The sequence below is a fragment of the Mesorhizobium sp. M0778 genome, assembly GCF_040320105.1.
In the GTDB taxonomy this organism is placed as follows: Bacteria; Pseudomonadota; Alphaproteobacteria; order Rhizobiales; family Rhizobiaceae; genus Mesorhizobium.
On sequence record NZ_JAMYPA010000002.1, the window covers coordinates 233,557 to 248,611 of the forward strand.

A 15,055-nucleotide genomic window follows, 5' to 3' on the forward strand; every position below is an offset into this window, starting at 1 on the left:
CGGGCGATTCCCTTTGTCGGCGCGAAGCTCTAAACTGTTCCGCATGACCGAATCAAAATCCATGATCCTCGGCTGCGCCGGGAAATCACTGACCCGCGACGAGATCCGTTTCTACCGCAACGAATGCCCGTGGGGTTTCATCCTGTTTGCGCGCAATATCGGCGAGACCGAGCAGATCCGCGATCTGGTCGCCGCTATGCGCGACTGCGTCGGGCGTGCGGACGCGCCGGTGTTCATCGACCAGGAGGGCGGCCGGGTGCAGCGCCTGCGGCCGCCGCTGGCGCCGAACTATCCGGCTGCCGGCGCACTCGGCGCCTTATGGCGCGACGACCATGACGCCGGCACCCGTGCCGCCTGGCTGATGGCGCGGCTGCATGCCTTCGATCTGCTGCGCTACGGCATCACGGCGGATTGCCTGCCGGTGCTCGACGTGCCGATCGAGGGCGCCAGCGACGTCATCGGCGCACGCGCCTATGGCAAGGAGCCGCGCGCCGTCATCGAATTGGGTCGCGCCGCGGCGGAAGGCCTGATGGCGGGCGGCGTGCTGCCGGTGATGAAGCATATTCCCGGCCATGGAAGGGCCTTCGCCGACACGCATTTCGAACTGCCGACCGTCGACGCCTCGATCGGCGACCTGCAGCGGCATGATTTTGCCCCGTTCAGGGAGCTCAACCATTTGCCGATGGCGATGACGGCGCATGTCGTCTATAGCGCGATCGACCCGAAGAACCCGGCCACGACATCCGGCAAGGTCATCGAAAAGATCATCCGCGGCGAAATCGGCTTCGACGGCCTGTTGATGAGCGACGACACCTCGATGAAGGCACTTTCTGGGGATTTCCCGTCAAAGGCGGCCGCTATCCTTGCGGCGGGCTGCGATCTGGTCCTTCACTGCAACGGCGTGTTTGAGGAGATGGCCGGCATTGCATCGCGAACGACCGGACTTGAAGGCAAGTCGTTTGACCGCGCGGAGCGGGCGCTGACCTATATCAGGAACCGTGACGTAGCGGACGAGACCGAGATTCGGGCCGAATTTGCCAGTTATTTCGACGCGGTGGCCTAGCATCAAAGGAAGCGAAGTGGCGGAAACATTGGACCTGAAGGCCGGCAAGGCCGCACCGATGGACCGTCTGTGGGCCGAGAACGACGATTCCCGGTTGACCGGCGATCCCGCTTTGGTCGTCGATGTGGCCGGTTTCGAAGGTCCGCTCGATCTTCTGCTGCATCTTGCCCGCAACCAGAAGGTCGACCTGTCGCGCATCTCGATCCTGGCGCTGGCCGAACAATATCTGGCCTTCGTCGAGAAGGTGAGGGCGCTGCGGCTGGAGCTTGCCGCCGACTATCTGGTGATGGCGGCATGGCTGGCCTTCCTCAAGTCGAAGCTCCTGATCCCCAAGCAGCCCGGCGACGAAGGCGAAAGCGGCGAGGAACTGGCGGCAGTGCTGCAGTTCCGGCTGAAGCGGCTGGAGGCGATGCGCGACGCGGCGGCACGGCTGGTCAACCGCAACCGGCTCGGACGCGACGTGTTTGCGCGCGGCATGCCGGAAATGGTCATCATCGAGAAGCGAAATGCCTATTCGGCCTCGCTCTACGATTTGTTGACCGCCTATGCCCAGCAGCGCCAAAAGCAGGCGATCACCAATGTGACGATCGCCAGGCGCGGCGTGTGGTCGCTCAAGGATGCGCGCGACGTGCTGATCAGGCTGATCGGGTCGCTGCGCGACTGGACGGCGCTCGACAGTTTCCTGGTCGAATATCTGGCCGGCCCGGAAGAGCGGCGCACCGCTGTCGCCAGCTCGTTTGCCGCAACGCTGGAACTGGTGCGCGAAGGCAAGATGGAGATGCGGCAGGACCAGGTGTTCGCGCCGCTTTATCTGCGCGGCCGCGCTCAAGCCATCAAGATAGTCGAGGTGACACCATGAGCGAACGCGCCAACGCTTCGGTCATTCCGTTCAAGGTCGAGGACGACGCCGAGCAAGGCGCGGTTGCCGAGAACCCGGCACAAAACCAGGGGCAGAATTTGTCGCAGAATCCCGGCGAGCGGCTGCATATGGCGGAGGCCGTACGGATGGCCGAGGCGATCGTATTCGCCAGCGCCGAGCCGGTCAGCGAAAAACAGCTCACTTCGCGGCTGCCCGACGGCATCAACATTGCCGCGGCGATGGCCGAACTGCAGCAGATCTATGCGCGGCGCGGCGTCAATCTGGTGCGCGTCGGCGATGCCTGGGCCTTCCGCACCGCCGGCGACCTCGCCTTCCTGATGAGCCGAGACACGGTGCAGCAGCGCAAGCTGTCCCGCGCTGCCCTCGAAGTGCTGGCGATCATCGCCTACCACCAGCCGGTGACGCGCGCCGAGATCGAGGACATCCGCGGCGTCGAGACGTCAAAGGGGACGCTCGACACGCTGATGGAGACGGAATGGGTGAGAATGCGCGGCCGGCGCCGCACGCCCGGCCGTCCCGTCACCTACGGCACGACGGACATTTTTCTCGACCATTTCGCACTGGAGGAGATCCGCGATCTCCCCGGCATGGAGGAATTGAAGGGTGCAGGATTGCTGTCCGGCCGCATGCCGTCGAATTTCTCGGTGCCGCTGCCGCCGGCCGACCCCGATGCGCTCACCGACGACGAGGATCCGCTGACCGACATCGACCTCGAGGAACTCGGCCTTTTGACGCCGCGCGTCACGGACGATTGAGCCGAGCGCCATCTTTAAGCCACAGCCAGGATGGAACTGCGCCGATTGGTAGCGGGCCGCCGTGCCGAAAGTGCGTGACTTCGGCCACTCATTCATGAACTCTGTCGCAGTTCTGTTTGAATCCGAACCCGAAAGCGCATAGATCAGCGTCTGGGAAACCGTTCGAGAGAGATTTGCTATGGGTTCATTTTCGATTTGGCACTGGATGATCGTTCTGGTGATCGTGCTGCTGGTCTTCGGCCGCGGCAAGATCCCCGAGCTGATGGGCGACATGGCCAAGGGCATCAAGAGCTTCAAGAAGGGCATGGCCGACGACGAGACTGCCGAGGACAAGCGCACCGTCGAACACCGTTCCGACGAGACCGTGTCGGTACCGAAGGAAAAGGCCAGCAAAAGCTGAGCCCAAAACTTTGGTTGGCCAAAACTTGAGTCGGCCTGAAACTTGAGTCGGAACGTATAGCCATGTTCGAAGTCGGCTGGACCGAGATGCTGGTGATCGCGATCGTCATGATCGTGGTCGTCGGGCCCAAGGATTTGCCCAACATGCTGCGCACCTTCGGCCGCACAACGGCGAAGCTGCGCGCCATGGCGTCGGATTTCCAGCGGCAGTTCAACGACGCACTGAAGGAAGCCGAACTCGACGACGTCAAGAAGTCGGTCGATTCGCTGAGAAGCCTCAATCCGGCAGCCGAGATCAGGAAGCAGCTCAATCCATTCGAGCAGGCCGCCGCCGACGTCCGTTCCGGCGTCGATGCCGTGATGAAACCCAAGCCGGCGGTCGAGGCCGCCTCGACAGAGCAGGCAGCCGAGCCGCTGAAGAACGGCGCGACGACGATGCCGGGCGTCAGCCCGCCGGAGCCGACGCCGGCCACGCCGATCTTTCCGGCGATGACGGACGAGTCCGTCGTGGCGCCGGCAGTAGAGGCGCAAACGACTGCAGCGGCCGTGCCGCAAAAAGCGCCGGCGGCAAAGAAGAAGCCGGCGCTCGCGAAAGCCGCGGCTGCCGTGCCGGCCAAGCCGGCAAAGGCCGCTACGCCAAAGGTCGCCACAAAAGCTGAGCCGAAAGCGCAGTCATCAGCAGCGAAGAAGCCGGCGACAGCAGCGAAGAAGCCTGCGGCAGCAACGAAGAAGCCGGCCGCCACGAAAACGGCGGGAGCCGCCAAGTGAGCACTTCGGACACGGAAAAGGACGAGATCGAAAAATCGTCGGCTCCGCTGATGGAGCACCTGATCGAGTTGCGCCGGCGGCTGATGTGGTCGATCGGCGGTTTTTTCGTTGCTTTTCTTGTGTGCTTCTTCTTCGCCAAGAAGCTGTTCAACCTGTTGGTGATCCCGTTCAGATGGGCGACCCAATGGGCCGGGCTCGATCCGCACAAGGTCGAGCTGATCTATACGGCGCCGCAGGAGTTCTTCTTTACCCAGGTCAAGCTCGCCATGTTCGGCGGCATGGTCATCGCTTTTCCGTTGATCGCCACGCAGATCTACAAATTCATCGCGCCCGGCCTCTACAAGAACGAGCGCAATGCCTTCCTGCCGTTCCTGATCGCCTCGCCGATCCTGTTTCTGATGGGCGCGTCGCTGGTCTATTTCTTCTTTACGCCGATGGTGATGTGGTTCTTCCTCGCCATGCAGCAGACCGGCACCAACGACCAGGTGCAGATTTCGCTGCTGCCGAAAGTGTCCGAATATCTCAGCCTGATCATGACGCTGATCTTCTCCTTCGGCCTGGTGTTCCAGTTGCCGGTGGTGACAAGCCTGATGACGCGAGTCGGCATGCTGTCGTCGCAAGGGTTGGCCGAGAAGCGCAAATGGGCGATCGTCATCGCCTTCGTCGTGGCGGCGGTGCTGACGCCGCCCGACCCGATGAGCCAGATCGGCCTCGCAATTCCGACGATCCTGCTCTACGAGGTCTCGATCTGGTCGGCTCGCTTGATCGAGCGCAGCAAGGAGCGCGACCGTGTCGCCCGCGAAAAGCAGGACGCCACGGAAGAGGTGGCCGAAAAGCCGGCGGACGCGTCGTCGACGTAGGTGGGGTTACCGGCTGGCATCTTTCTTCCGGCCGCAGCAACTTTGTTCTTGCTTTGTGCCGGCAGCTATGCTACTAATCTGGGTATGGTGCTGATTCGGCGCCGACGACCCGCCCTCTGAGGCGGGTTTTTTTGTTTCAGGTTCCCTTTCGACCAAATGTTGCGAGTGCTGCCGTCTGTGAAGTCGGCGGGACAGATGGCGGCGTGAAGAAACGCCGGCGTTCCCGTCTTGCATCAATGAAAGATGCGGTTTACGCCCTCTGGTCTTTGTTTTGGGCATGTCGTTGCCCCACAACCGCTGCGCATTTTTTGGGCGACATGCCCTCGAGGACGAACAGACCATGCTTGACATCAAATGGATTCGCGACAACCCGAAGGCCCTTGTCGACGCGCTCCAGAAGCGCTCGTGGTCGGCCGAGGCGGCGCAGTCCACCGTCGACGATCTGATCGCTGCGGATGAGGCACGGCGCGAGCATCTGACCGAGCTGCAGACCAGGCAGGAGCGCCGCAACGCCGCATCGAAGGAGATCGGCAATGCCATGCGCTCGGGCGATGCCGCGCTTGCCGAACGGCTGAAGGCTGAGGTCGGCGAGATCAAGGCCTTCATCCAGAACGGCGAGGCGCGCGAACGCGAACTCGACAAGGCGCTGAACGACGCACTGGCGGTGCTGCCCAACGTGCCGTTCGACGATGTGCCGGTCGGCAAGGACGAGCACGACAACGTCGTCAAGCGCGTCGTCGGCAAGCTGCCGACGCGGCCGAATTGGGTGAAAGAGCATTTCGAGATCGGCGAAGCGCTCGGCATGATGGATTTCGAGCACGCGGCAAGGCTTTCCGGCTCGCGCTTCACGGTGCTCAAGAACCAGCTGGCGCGCATGGAGCGCGCACTCGGCCAGTTCATGCTCGACCTGCATACCACCGAGCACGGCTACGAGGAGATCGTCCCGCCGCTGATGGTGCGCGACGAGGCGCTTTTCGGGACTGGGCAGCTGCCAAAGTTTGAGGAAGATTTGTTCTTCGCCCGGCATGGGGATGGCAGGCTTGGCCTAATCCCCACCGCCGAAGTCCCACTCACCAATCTCGTGCGCGAGGAGATCACGCCGCACGAAAAACTGCCGCTGCGCTATACCGCGCTGACGCCGTGCTTCCGCTCCGAGGCGGGTTCGGCCGGCCGCGACACGCGCGGCATGCTGCGTCAGCACCAGTTCAATAAGGTCGAGCTGGTGTCGATCACCGATCAGGACTCGTCGATTGCCGAGCACGAGCGCATGACCGAATGCGCCGAGGAGGTGCTGAAGCGGCTGGGCCTGCCGTTCCGCACCATGACGCTGTGCACCGGCGACATGGGCTTTGGCGCGCGCAAGACCTACGATATCGAGGTCTGGCTGCCCGGCCAGAATACCTATCGCGAAATCTCGTCGTGCTCGGTATGCGGCGATTTCCAGGCCCGGCGCATGGACGCCCGCTACAAGGACAAGGATGGCAAGGGCAACCGCTTCGTCCACACGCTGAACGGTTCGGGCACCGCCGTCGGCCGCGCTCTGATCGCCGTCATCGAAAATTACCAGAACGAGGACGGCAGCGTAACCATTCCTGAAGCGCTTCGGCCTTACATGGGCGGTCTGGAAAAGATCGAATCGAAATAATGCGCATCCTTCTGACCAACGACGACGGCATCCATGCCGAGGGCCTTGCATCACTCGAACGCATCGCCCGCACGCTGTCGGACGACGTCTGGGTGGTGGCACCGGAACAGGACCAGTCCGGCTATGCGCATTCGCTGTCGATCTCGGAGCCGCTGCGCCTGAGGAAAATCGGCGAAAAACACTTTGCCGTGCGCGGCACGCCGACCGACTGCGTCATCATGGGCGTGAAGAAGATCCTGCCCGAAGCGCCCGACCTGATCCTGTCCGGCGTCAATTCCGGCGCCAACATCGCCGACGACGTCACCTATTCGGGCACCGTCGCCGGCGCCATGGAAGGCGCGCTGCTCGGCGTGCGCTCGATCGCCATCAGCCAAGCCTATTCCTATGTCGGCGAGGACCGCGTCGTTCCCTATGAGACAACCGAGGCGCTGGCGCCAGCGCTGCTTCAAAAGCTCGTCGCCATGCCGTTGCCGGACGGCGTGCTGCTCAACGTCAATTTTCCGAATTGTGCGCCGGAAGAGATCGCCGGAACTGTGGTCACTTCGCAGGGCAAGCTGGTCCACAGCCTGTGGGTCGACGAGCGGCGCGACGGGCGCGGCCTGCCTTACTACTGGCTGCGCTTCGGCCGCGAGCCGGTCGAGGGCAAGCAAGGCAGCGACCTCCATGCCTTGCGCAATCGGCTGGTGTCGGTGACGCCGCTGCAGCTCGATCTCACCGCGCATGAAATCCGCGATCAACTGGCCAAGGCGCTCGCATGAACTTGAATCACGCTGCAACGGTCGACGACCGCGAAGGTTTCGCTGCCTTCCTGCTTCGCCTGCGCGGCAGGGGCACGGTGCCGAAGGCGCTGATCGCCGCCTTCGAGGCGACGCCGCGGCGCGGCTTCCTGTCTCCGCATTTCCACTCGATTGCCTGGTCGGACCGTATGCTGCCGATCGAATGCGGCGAGGCCATCGAAGGCGCCGACCTGCAGGCGGCGGTGATCGCGGCACTTGCCATCGAACCGGGCAACCGCGTGCTCGAGATCGGCACCGGGTCCGGCTACACGGCGGCGGTGATGTCGCGGCTTGCCGCGCGGATCGTCACCATCGACCGTTACAAGACGCTGGCCGAACAGGCCCGGCAGCGTCTCGAGGCACTCGCCATCGGCAACGTCATCGTGCGCCAGGCGGACGGTTCCAACGGGCTGGCCAACGAAGCGCCGTTCGACCGCATCGTCGCCTGGGCGGCCTTCGACAGCCTGCCGCGTTTCCTGCTCGACCAATTGTCGAGCGGCGGCATCGTCATTGCGCCCATCGGACCCGACGAGGGCGAGCAGGTGCTGGCCAAGCTGACCAAGGTCGGCAGCCGCTTCGAACGCGAGGATATCGGCCTGGTGCGTCTGCAGCCGATCCTGCGCAGTGTCGCGGCGGTCATCTAGGGTGTGTCGATATTCAGGTGAGGCCGGCCTGCAAATTGCGGCTTCCTCCGCTTCCGGTGCTCACGTACCCAAATGTACGCTCCGCTCCGGTTCTCGGAATCCACCATTTTCGGCTCGGCCTGACCTGAATCTCAACACACCCGGCGCTCGATCCTCGAAACATTTTTAAGAAAATTTGCGTCTGATTCTACAGGTTTAACCGACCGGTAACATTAACGCGCTTTAATCAGGCTCAGTTGTACCGGGTCTGTGCGGGTTAGTGCGATGCAATTCAGTGTTTTGAAGGCAAACGGACGCAATCTGGCGCGTGGCTGCGCCGTCCTCATGATCGCAGGGGCTGCGACGGGGTGTAGTTCCCAGGTGGCGCGGTTCAACAGCGTCGACGACGTGTTCACCGCCTCGACCAACAACCAGCGCGCCATCATCGACAAGCAGGATGCTGCCCAGCCCTATCCGGGCGATGTTGCGGCCGCGCCGATCGACGGCAGCCACACCCAGTCGGTCAGCCGCTCAAGCCTCGAACCGGTTACGGCGCAGCAATTGCCGCCGCCGGCTCCCGCCCTGGCACCCGCCGCTCGCCCGGTGCGTACCGCTGCCGCGCCGGCCCTGGCGCCTGCCGCTCCTCGTGTCGACAGGACGGCAACCGGCACCGTCGCTCCTGCGGCAAGGCCGTTCAAGAACGCCGAGCCCGACGCGCCGCGCGTGGCGACGGCCGCCGGCGCACCGCATGCAACCGAGATCGTCGTCAAGGACGGTGAGACCATTTCCGGCCTGTCGCGGCGCTACGGCGTGCCGGCCGACGCCATCATGAAAGTGAACGGGCTGAGCGCGACCAAAGGGCTGAAGACCGGCCAGAAGCTCGTCATCCCGGCCTATGCGTATTCGAGCAACGGCGCCGCGCCGAAAGTCGCCGACGCCAAGCCCGCGAACGGCACCAGGCACGACCAGCCGGCCGATGCGCCGGAGAAGGTGGCCGTGCTGCCGCAGCAGCCGAAGGTCAGGGAAGGCAAGTCCGCCGCGCAGGTGGATGCCTCGGCTGCCGCAAGCCAGCCGAAGGATGGAAAGGCCGCGCCAAAAACTGCTTCGGCGACGGCCAAGCCGGCCGGAGCCGGCGGCACCTACACGGTTCAGCAAGGCGATACGCTGTCCGCCATCGCCAGGAAGACCGGCGTCGGCGTCGTTGCGCTGAAGCAGGCGAACGGCATGCAGGATGGACTGCTCAAGATCGGCCAGACCCTGAAAGTGCCGGCAGGCGGAACCGCTGTCGTCGCCAGTGCGAAGCCGGCAAAGGTCGATCCGGTGACGACGGCCACCACCCAGCCGCCGGCCAAGGGCACGCCGACGCAGACGCTCGCCTCCTACACGCCGCCGAAGAAGGACGCGAAAGTCCTCCAGCAGGCCGAGGACGACGATGCGGTGGCGCCGGATGCAACCGGCATCGGCAAGATGCGCTGGCCGGTGCGCGGCCGCGTGATTTCCAGCTTCGGCGGCGGCAAGGACGGCGTCGACATCGCCGTGCCTGAGGGGACGCCGGTCAAGGCAGCCGAAAACGGTGTCGTCATCTATGCCGGAGACGGCCTCAAGGAATTCGGCAACACAGTGCTGGTGCGTCACGAAAACGGTCTGGTCACCGTCTACGGCCATGCCAGCTCGATCGAGGTGCAGCGCGGCCAGAAGGTCAAGCGCGGCCAGGAAATCGCCCTGTCCGGCATGAGCGGCACCACCGACTCGCCGAAACTGCATTTCGAAGTGCGCAAGAACTCGGCGCCGGTCGATCCGTCGGGTTATCTCGAATAGAGAAAAATCCGATTTTGCGGGCCGCCTGACCTTCAGCCCGCCGAGGAAGTCCGCTCCGCAAGGTGCGGGCTTCTTCTGTTGCCAGTCCTTGAGCGGCTAGTCCTTGAGCGATTTTCCGAGCCGGCCTGCCAGATCCTGGGTGAACTGCCAGGCGACGCGGCCCGAACGGCTGCCGCGGGTCGTCGCCCATTCCAGCGCCTCGGCGCGCAGCGTCTCGGGATCGATGGCCAGATCATGATGGCGGACATAGCCATCGATCATGTCGAGATATTCGTCCTGCGAACATTTGTGGAAGCCAAGCCACAGGCCGAAGCGGTCCGACAGCGAAACCTTCTCCTCGACCGCTTCCGACGGGTTGATCGCGGTCGAGCGCTCATTGTCGATCATGTCGCGCGGCAACAGATGCCGCCGGTTCGAGGTGGCATAGAAGATGACGTTGGCCGGGCGGCCTTCGACGCCGCCTTCAAGTGCTGCCTTCAGCGATTTGTAGGATGTGTCGTCATGGTCGAATGACAGGTCGTCGCAAAACAAGATGAAGCGAAACGGCGCTGCCTTCAGCAGGCCCATCAGCTTCGGCAGCGTGTCGATGTCTTCGCGGTGGATCTCGATAAGCTTGAGCGGCACGTCGGGCTTCGCCGAAGCGTTGACCGAGGCGTGTACCGCCTTGACCAGCGACGATTTGCCCATGCCGCGCGCGCCCCATAACAGCACGTTGTTGGCAGCGTAGCCGGAGGCGAAGCGCTCGGTGTTGTCGACCAATATGTCGCGGACGCGGTCGACGCCGCGGATCAGGCCGATATCGACGCGGTTGACCTTGCGCACCGGTTCCAGATAGCCGGGATCGGCCTGCCAGACGAAGCAATCGGCCTCGCGGAGGTCGGTTTGAGGCACCGGCGGCGGGGCGAGGCGGGCGACCGCCTCGATCAGGCGGTCGAGCTTCTGGTGCAGGATATCGATAGGGCTGTCGGTCATCTCTTGTCTTTTTGTTTCGCGTTTTGTTTCGCGTTCAGGACGGTGCGGTAGGGCAACCTACCTGATTTCAGCGGTTTCGAAACTCGTCCCAAGCATTTGTTCGGGCATGATCTTTTGCGAAAACCGAGCATCGCTTTTCGTGATCACCGTCTAACACGGCTCACCAGGCCGGAAAAGCAGCCGATTTGCCCGGCAGCGCAGTTGCATTGGCAACGTTACCGACTATATTCCGGCCAAATTTGGCGGGGCCGCCTTGCGGCTGTTTTTCAAAGTTCAGGAGTACCTCGATGTTCGTGACACCGGCATACGCCCAAGGCATCGGCGGGGACTCGTCCGCAATGTTTATCCAGATCGTGCCGTTTGCTCTGATTTTCGTGATCATGTATTTTCTGATCATCCGGCCGCAGCGCACGCAGCTGAAGAAGCGCGGCGAGATGCTGGCGGCGGTTCGCCGCGGCGACACCGTCGTCACCGGCGGCGGCTTGGTCGGCAAGGTTACCAAGGTGATCGACGACAACGAGCTCGAGATCGACCTTGGCGGCGGCACCAAGGTGACGGCGCTGCGCTCGACGCTTGCCGACGTGCGCGTCAAGGGCGAGCCGGTGGCGAACCAGAACGCCAAGAAATAACCGAATTGTCGGCGGAACGATCCGCCAGTACGCCCTGACGGACGACGCCATATGCTTTATTTTTCGCGCTTCAAGATGATCCTGATCTGGCTGGCCGTGGCCGCCACAGTGGTCCTCGCTGCGCCCAACCTTTTTTCCGCCAGCACGCTGGCCAAGCTGCCCGACTGGGTGCCGAAGCGGCAGATGACGCTTGGCCTCGACCTGCAGGGCGGCTCGCATATCCTGCTCAGGATGGATCCGAACGATCTGGTCAAAGATCGGCTGGAGACGACGCGCGACGAAATCAGGACGCTGCTGCGCGATGCCAAGATCGGCTATACCGGCCTTGCCGGAACGGGCCGCACGGTGCAGGTCCGCATCACCGATCCCGCACAGATCGAGGCTGCCAAGAAGGCGTTGAAGACGTTGACCGATCCGGTGGCGGCCGGCTTGTTCAGCGGCGGCTCGATCCAGGAGATGACGCTGGATGATTCCGAGCCCGGCCTGCTCAAGTTCACCGTCACCGATGCGGGCATCAAATATCGTACTTCGGCAGCGCTGACGCAGTCGATCGAGGTCGTCGGCCGCCGCGTCAATGAACTCGGCACGACCGAGCCGATCGTGCAGCGGCAAGGTGACGACCGCATCCTGGTGCAGGTGCCGGGTCTCCAAGACCCGCAACGGCTGAAGGAAATTCTTGGCCAGACCGCCAAGCTGACCTTCCAGATGGTCGACCAATCGATGCCGGTGCAGGACGCGCTGAACGGCCGTCCGCCGCCGGGATCCTCGGTGCTGTATTCGCAGGACGACCCGCCGGTTCCGTATCTGATCGAGAACCGCGTCATCGTTTCGGGTGAAAACCTCGTCGATGCCCAGGCGACGTTCAACTCCCAGAACAACGAGCCGGTTGTTTCGTTTCGCTTCGATTCGAAAGGGGCGCAGCGGTTCGGCCAGGCGACATCACAGAACGTCGGCAAGCTGTTTGCCATCATCCTCGACAATCAGGTGATTTCGGCACCGCAGATCCGCGAACCGATCCCCGGCGGCACCGGCCAGATATCGGGGAATTTCACCGCTGAGAGCGCCAACGACCTCGCCGTGCTGCTGCGCGCCGGCGCCTTGCCGGCGACGCTGACGGTGATCGAGGAGCGCACGGTGGGCCCTGGCCTCGGACAGGATTCCATTCATGCCGGCAAAATCGCCGGCATCATCGGTTCGATCCTGGTTGTGGCGTTCATGTTCGTCGCCTACGGCTTCTTCGGCTTCCTCGCCAACATCGCGCTGGCGGTGCATGTGGCGATGATCGTCGGGCTGCTGTCGCTGCTTGGAGCGACGCTGACCTTGCCCGGTATCGCCGGTATCGTGCTGACCATCGGCATGGCGGTCGATTCCAACGTGCTGATCTATGAACGCATCCGCGAGGAGCGACGTGCCGGCCGCTCGGTCATCCAGGCGATCGATACCGGTTTCAGCAAGGCGCTGGCCACAATCGTCGATTCCAACGTCACCTCGCTGATCGCGACCGTGGTGCTGTTCTATCTCGGCACCGGGCCGGTGAAGGGCTTTGCCGTCACCTATGCCATCGGCATCCTGACCACGGTCTTCACCGCCTTCACCTTCACCCGCCTGCTGGTGTCGATCTGGCTTCGCCGGGCCCGTCCGAAGGAGTTGCCGCGGGCGCCTGTGACTTTCGTTCCGCCCGGAACGAAAATTCCGTTTATGGGCATCCGCCGCTGGACGTTCACGCTGTCCAGCGTGCTTTCAGTCCTGTCGGTCGTCGGGTTCATGACCATCGACATCAATTACGGCATCGATTTCAAGGGCGGCTCGCTGATCGAGGTGCAGTCCAAGACCGGCAATGCCGATCTGGCCGACATCCGCGGCAGGCTGACGGAACTCAATATCGGTGAGGTGCAGGTTCAGCAGTTCGGCGAGCCGAACGACGTGCTGATCCGCGTCGGTACGCAGGAGGGCGGCGAGAATGCCGAGCAGACCGTCATCGACAAGGTGCGCGGCGAACTGCAAGACCAGTACGATTTCCGCCGCGTCGAAGTGGTCGGGCCGACGGTCTCGGGCGAGCTTGCCAAGCAAGGCACCATCGCCATGCTTGTCGCGCTGCTCGGCATCCTGATCTATGTCTGGTTCCGCTTCGAATGGCAGTTCGCGGTCGGCGCCATCGTTGCGACCGTGCATGACGTGGTCATGACGATCGGCTTCTTCGTCATTACCGGCCTGGAATTCAACCAGTCGTCGCTGGCGGCGATCCTCACCATCATCGGTTATTCGCTCAACGATACGATCGTCGTCTATGACCGTGTTCGCGAGGATCTGCGAAAATACAAGCGAATGCCGCTGCCGCAATTGCTGAACAACGCCATCAACGAGACGCTGTCGAGGACGACGCTGACCTCGGTGACGACGATCCTGGCGCTGCTGGCGCTGGTGCTGTTCGGCGGCGAGGTGATCCGCTCGTTCACCATGGCCATGCTGTTCGGCGTCGTGTTCGGCACCTATTCGTCGATCTTTATCGCCGCGCCACTGCTTATCTTGTTCAAGCTGCGGCCGCAGGCCACAGCATCTGATGAGGAAAAGCCGGTGGGCGGCGGCAAAGCCATAGCCACCTGACGGCTTGCCGCAAAAGTGGCCAAGGGCATCGTCATCCGCGAGGCGCATTTCCCCGGCCGCGCACCGATCGAGGCTTACGGCAATGGCGGTTTCCGCTTTGCCGACATGTCGCACCGCGGCTCGCTGCTGTGCCTGCCTTCTGGCATCTATGGCTGGGAGCCGGCCGATCCGCTGGCGCTGACGGCAGCGGATTTCACCAAGCTGTTCAACGAGGCCGACAAGGTCGAGATCCTGCTGGTCGGCAGCGGCAAGGATCTGAGGCCATTGCCGGCGGCGTTGCGTGCTGCGCTGAAGGATGCCGGCATTTCCGCCGATCCGATGTCGACCGGGGCGGCAGTGCGGACCTATAATGTGCTGCTGGCTGAAGACCGCGCCGTGGCCGCAGCACTCATCGCCGTCGACTGACGTGGCCGAAAACACCAAAGCCGTCATGGAGACGGTGCGCGCCGCCGATCATGACCGCTATCTCGCCGCGCTCTACGCGCCCGAAGACAAGCGGGACGCGGTGTTTTCGCTCTATGCCTTCAACGCCGAAATTGCCGGCATACGCGATCGCATCCGCGAAGCGCTGCCGGGTGAAGTCCGGCTGCAATGGTGGCGAGACGTCATCGCCGCCGAAGAGGATCGCGCTAAGGTCGGCCATCCCGTGGCGGACGCGCTGAGGGCGACTATTTCCGCTCACCGCCTGCCCAAGGCCGCTTTCGACAATATGCTCGAAGCGCGCGTCTTCGATCTCTATGACGACCCGATGCCGTCGCGCACCGATCTCGAAGGCTATTGCGGCGAGACTGCCGCCGCGCTCATCCAGCTTGCGGCGATGGTGCTCGATCCGGTCGAAGCACCGCGCTTTGCCGAACTTGCCGGCAGGGCAGGTTGTGCGCAGGCGATGACCGGTCTCCTGCTTCTGCTGCCGCTGCATCGTAAGCGGGGACAGTGCTTCGTTCCGGCCGACATTCTGGCTGCGGCGGGATCGTCGCCGCAAGAGTTCGCTACAGGTGACGGCGGGCCGGGCGCGGAACGCGCCGTTGCCGCGATGATCGCGCTGGCACGCGAGCATCTCTCAGCTTTCGAGCAGGGGGCGTCCGCCCTGCCGATTTCACTGCGTCCGGCGTTTCTGCCGCTGGCGCTGACGGGCGCCTATCTCGGCAAGATGGACGGCTCCCGCCATTCACCGCTTGATGGCGCGGTGCGGCTTTCGGCCTTGCACCGGCATTGGCTCTTGTTCCGGCGCGCAACGCGGGGCTGGCCGGTCGCATAAAGGCT

16 protein-coding genes are annotated in these 15,055 nt (G+C 63.4%); 14 read left to right on the top strand and 2 right to left on the bottom strand.

The window, feature by feature from the left end:
* Positions 1 to 43 precede the first annotated feature (43 nt).
* The 10 genes from nagZ to NKI22_RS04925 all read left to right on the top strand — a co-directional run bounded on the left by nagZ (position 44) and on the right by NKI22_RS04925 (position 9,587).
* A complete protein-coding gene (gene nagZ, locus NKI22_RS04880; RefSeq protein WP_352814584.1) occupies positions 44 to 1,063 on the top strand; it encodes a beta-N-acetylhexosaminidase in 1,020 nt (339 codons plus the stop codon).
* A 58-nt stretch (positions 1,064 to 1,121) separates the two neighbouring features.
* Positions 1,122 to 1,922, top strand: a complete 801-nt coding sequence (locus tag NKI22_RS04885) for a segregation and condensation protein A (protein ID WP_023720058.1) — start codon at positions 1,122 to 1,124, stop codon at positions 1,920 to 1,922.
* Positions 1,919 to 2,698 (top strand): SMC-Scp complex subunit ScpB, encoded by a 780-nt coding sequence (gene scpB, locus NKI22_RS04890; RefSeq protein WP_023720059.1) that lies wholly within the window; start codon positions 1,919 to 1,921, stop codon positions 2,696 to 2,698. Before NKI22_RS04885 ends, scpB begins: the two co-directional genes overlap by 4 nt.
* A 178-nt stretch (positions 2,699 to 2,876) precedes the next feature.
* On the top strand, positions 2,877 to 3,098 hold the full coding sequence (locus NKI22_RS04895) for a twin-arginine translocase TatA/TatE family subunit (RefSeq protein WP_023678929.1): 222 nt from the start codon (positions 2,877 to 2,879) through the stop codon (positions 3,096 to 3,098).
* Positions 3,099 to 3,160: 62 nt separating this feature from the next.
* Entirely contained in the window at positions 3,161 to 3,865 is a 705-nt protein-coding gene (gene tatB, locus NKI22_RS04900) for a Sec-independent protein translocase protein TatB (protein WP_352938405.1), read from the top strand.
* Complete coding sequence (gene tatC / locus NKI22_RS04905; RefSeq protein ID WP_023720061.1) at positions 3,862 to 4,725, top strand: twin-arginine translocase subunit TatC; 864 nt, start codon at positions 3,862 to 3,864, stop codon at positions 4,723 to 4,725. The genes tatB and tatC overlap by 4 nt, the downstream gene beginning before the upstream one ends.
* 340 nt (positions 4,726 to 5,065) lie before the next feature.
* The gene (gene serS, locus NKI22_RS04910) at positions 5,066 to 6,370 is read left to right on the top strand and encodes a serine--tRNA ligase (RefSeq protein ID WP_352482130.1); all 1,305 of its coding nucleotides are present in this window, start codon (positions 5,066 to 5,068) and stop codon (positions 6,368 to 6,370) included.
* The gene (gene surE, locus NKI22_RS04915; protein WP_352482131.1) at positions 6,370 to 7,128 is read left to right on the top strand and encodes a 5'/3'-nucleotidase SurE; all 759 of its coding nucleotides are present in this window, start codon (positions 6,370 to 6,372) and stop codon (positions 7,126 to 7,128) included. The genes serS and surE overlap by 1 nt, the downstream gene beginning before the upstream one ends.
* Positions 7,125 to 7,790, top strand: coding sequence for a protein-L-isoaspartate(D-aspartate) O-methyltransferase (locus tag NKI22_RS04920; RefSeq protein WP_352482133.1), 666 nt, complete (start codon positions 7,125 to 7,127; stop codon positions 7,788 to 7,790). Before surE ends, NKI22_RS04920 begins: the two co-directional genes overlap by 4 nt.
* A gap of 264 nt (positions 7,791 to 8,054) precedes the next feature.
* Positions 8,055 to 9,587: a peptidoglycan DD-metalloendopeptidase family protein gene (locus NKI22_RS04925; protein ID WP_352938402.1), complete on the top strand. Its 1,533-nt coding sequence runs from the start codon at positions 8,055 to 8,057 to the stop codon at positions 9,585 to 9,587.
* A gap of 96 nt (positions 9,588 to 9,683) precedes the next feature.
* On the opposite strand, the gene NKI22_RS04930 is transcribed toward NKI22_RS04925, so the two are convergent.
* Together NKI22_RS04930 and NKI22_RS04935 are read right to left on the bottom strand one after the other, a co-directional pair.
* Entirely contained in the window at positions 9,684 to 10,559 is an 876-nt protein-coding gene (locus NKI22_RS04930) for an ATP-binding protein (protein WP_023720180.1), read from the bottom strand.
* Positions 10,560 to 10,719: 160 nt separating this feature from the next.
* Positions 10,720 to 10,941 (bottom strand): hypothetical protein, encoded by a 222-nt coding sequence (locus tag NKI22_RS04935; RefSeq protein ID WP_210164500.1) that lies wholly within the window; start codon positions 10,939 to 10,941, stop codon positions 10,720 to 10,722.
* Between NKI22_RS04935 and yajC the strand changes: the two genes are divergently transcribed.
* From yajC to NKI22_RS04955, 4 genes are read left to right on the top strand one after another with little or no spacing between them, the layout of a single operon-like run.
* Positions 10,847 to 11,188 (top strand): preprotein translocase subunit YajC, encoded by a 342-nt coding sequence (gene yajC, locus NKI22_RS04940; protein ID WP_023678921.1) that lies wholly within the window; start codon positions 10,847 to 10,849, stop codon positions 11,186 to 11,188. The genes NKI22_RS04935 and yajC overlap by 95 nt on opposite strands.
* Before the next feature lie 51 nt (positions 11,189 to 11,239).
* Positions 11,240 to 13,792 (top strand): protein translocase subunit SecDF, encoded by a 2,553-nt coding sequence (gene secDF / locus NKI22_RS04945; protein ID WP_352938399.1) that lies wholly within the window; start codon positions 11,240 to 11,242, stop codon positions 13,790 to 13,792.
* 15 nt (positions 13,793 to 13,807) lie between these two features.
* Positions 13,808 to 14,197, top strand: a complete 390-nt coding sequence (locus NKI22_RS04950; RefSeq protein ID WP_023720178.1) for an Mth938-like domain-containing protein — start codon at positions 13,808 to 13,810, stop codon at positions 14,195 to 14,197.
* Positions 14,198 to 14,222: 25 nt separating this feature from the next.
* Positions 14,223 to 15,050 carry a phytoene/squalene synthase family protein gene (locus NKI22_RS04955; protein WP_023720177.1) on the top strand — a complete coding sequence of 276 codons (828 nt, stop codon included), beginning with the start codon at positions 14,223 to 14,225 and terminating at the stop codon, positions 15,048 to 15,050.
* Positions 15,051 to 15,055 lie beyond the last annotated feature (5 nt).